The organism is Calothrix rhizosoleniae SC01 (assembly GCF_900185595.1).
Classification (GTDB): domain Bacteria; phylum Cyanobacteriota; class Cyanobacteriia; order Cyanobacteriales; family Nostocaceae; genus Calothrix_A; species Calothrix_A rhizosoleniae.
This window is the reverse complement of record NZ_FYBH01000423.1, coordinates 1-2,393: the sequence shown is the minus strand read 5'-3', so window position 1 is coordinate 2,393 and position 2,393 is coordinate 1. Positions and strand designations below refer to the sequence as shown.

Annotated in this window: 1 protein-coding gene and 2 pseudogenes; 1 reads left to right on the top strand and 2 read right to left on the bottom strand. The window is 40.5% G+C overall.

Annotated elements, in window-relative coordinates; translation table 11 throughout:
* Positions 1-224, bottom strand: a pseudogene (locus tag CALSC_RS24850) (FAD-dependent oxidoreductase); the annotation flags it as partial.
* A 390-nt stretch (positions 225-614) separates the two neighbouring features.
* Between CALSC_RS24850 and CALSC_RS24845 the strand changes: the two are divergent.
* Positions 615-1,808, top strand: a complete 1,194-nt coding sequence (locus CALSC_RS24845; RefSeq protein ID WP_088243879.1) for an MFS transporter — start codon at positions 615-617, stop codon at positions 1,806-1,808.
* Between the two features lie 297 nt (positions 1,809-2,105).
* On the opposite strand, the pseudogene CALSC_RS24840 reads toward CALSC_RS24845, so the two are convergent.
* Positions 2,106-2,393 (bottom strand): annotated as a pseudogene (locus CALSC_RS24840) (photosystem II D2 protein (photosystem q(a) protein)); the annotation flags it as partial.

The window sequence follows — 2,393 nt, the reverse complement described above, 5'->3', positions numbered from 1 at the left end:
CCATAGGACTGGCGAATGGGAATGGGAACCGCAGAGCGATCTAGGTATGATAAACCACCCCTAACTAAATGACCACCAATACCCAATTGAGAGTTACCCTTAAGCATTAACAAGCTACTAGGATATTTACCTGTGCGCCGGTGATATTCTCGTGCAGCACACACCAGTGCTAATATCCCCGGAACTTCATCCCCGAAACAAATAATGTCGTAGTTGCGAGCCATTATCTTTTCTCCTTTTAGTTGGAACTTATACCAATTTTGTATACAAATGCGCCAAATTCAATAATTAATTAACCGCAAAGGACACAAAGTCAGAAGGACATAAGTAGGTAGGCGTAAAAAATTATCGTTTGGATAAGACAGGGGGCAGGGGGCAGGGAGCAGGGGGAAAAAGGGTTTTAGCCTTATTTACTTTTCTCCACATAGTTTGGTTTTATTGTGCCGACTTACTTAGGAGTATCAAAAATTTAGCGCAGCCTCACAAAGTAATGGTACTACGCTATTGAATAAAGTTTATTGTTTCAAAAAGAAATGCACAAAGGGCGAACCTCACGAATTATTCTGGTTATAGTATTTAAACACATCCCATAACTCAAAATATTAAGTACAAATATGTCTAATAGAACACAAGTGTTATGGTTACAGGTTTGTGGTTTGGCGATGGTACAGGGTGCGATTACACTGAGTTGGGTAATTTACAATTTTTACTTACCTAAGTTATTGGTGCAATTCGGCTTCTCTAAGTCTTTGGCGATAAGTCTGCTAATTTTAGAAAATGCTTTAGCTGTATTCATGGAGCCTTTGATGGGTTCCCTTTCCGATCAAAATCAACGTTGGTTTGGTAGCCGTTTCCCTTTTATTACAGTTGGAGTTCTCCTTTCTTCAACTTTATTTATTGCTGTTCCCTGTATTGTAACTTTTGTCCCACCGACAACAGTACTAAAGTATATTTTGCCAGTATTATTGGTAGCTTGGGCTTTAGCAATGACTGTATTTCGCAGTCCAGTACTATCTTTGTTGGGACGGTATGCTCTGCCAAAAAGTTTACCAATGGCTGCTAGTGTCCTCACCTTAATTGGTGGAACTATCGGTTCTTTTAGAATTAGTGCGAATAATTTACTGCTTAGTTTTGGCCCAGTTATTACCTTTGCATTTGGTTCTTTTGTGCTGTTAACTTCAGCAGCTATATTAAGATTTATCCATCCTCCCGAAATTGTGTCAGGCGAACCCGTCGATCGACACCGAGCAGCCTCACCTTCGCCAGTATCTATTCAAGCACTGGGATTAATTTTTACCTTGGGTGGTAGTTTCGCTTGGGGATATCGTTTGTTACTTGATGGAGTCGGTAAATTTCTGAAAGTTCAGCTAAATAGCGATAATGTACAATTACAGATGGTTCTCTTCGGTATGACAGTGGCTATTGCGGCTTTACCTGCTGGCTTGATTGCTAAAAAGATTGGCAACCGTAATGCCATGCTGGGTAGTATGGGTATAGCTATTTTGTTGATGCTACTGTTACCTGTGTTGGGCGCAAACATAGTAATTCTTGCCCCTTTAGCAATTGCTATTAGTTTCATTTTGAATGGTACAATACCCTTCGCCTTAGAAATGGTGCCTTCGCATCGTGGAGGTTTGGGCGTAGGTATGTATTTTGGTGGTGTTGGTTTAGCTATGAGTATTTTTGGCTCAGTGTTTGCCAAACCTCAAGCTATTACACCAGAATTTGCTGCTTTTACAGGTGCGATCGCATTTTTGCTCGCCTTCGGATGTATTATTTATAGTAGTTTGATTAATATTGAAAACTAAAACTAAGTGGTCTCTTTTGAGGGTGGAGTTACTTATTACTTTTTATTTATTACTTGTTTAACTCGCTACGCGAGAAGTCAGAGGGAAGAAGGAAGAAGGTAGAGTTTCATATTCTTAAAACAAAGTACTTTCCTCTTTCTTCCCTTCGAGCTTTTGGGATAAAGCTGAGTGAAGCCGAAGCTTTAAGTCCCCCACCAATTATCCTTCTTCCTTCTTCCCTTCGTGAATAAAAAACCCGCCTGTGGGCGGGTGATTTTTTCGTGATTACTTGTGTCAAAAATTAATTACAAAAATTAATTACAAAGCGTTACCACGAGGTAGTACTTCCTCAGGGAATATAAAGTTCTGGTGTGGCTGATCTTGAGGTGCCATCCATGCACGGATACCCTCGTTCAGCAAAATGTTTTTGGTATAAAATGTTTCAAATTCTGGGTCTTCTGCTGCCCGTAATTCTTGGGACACGAAGTCATAGGCACGTAAGTTGAGTGCCAAACCCACAATTCCTACTGCACTCATCCATAACCCGGTTACGGGTACAAATAACATGAAGAAGTGCAACCAACGCTTGTTGGAAAAAGCAATCCC

What these genes read in the sequence shown, in the direction of transcription:
- CALSC_RS24845 (WP_088243879.1), top strand. Translation starts at nt 615, where the DNA reads ATGTCTAATAGAACACAAGTGTTATGGTTACAGGTTTGTGGTTTGGCG.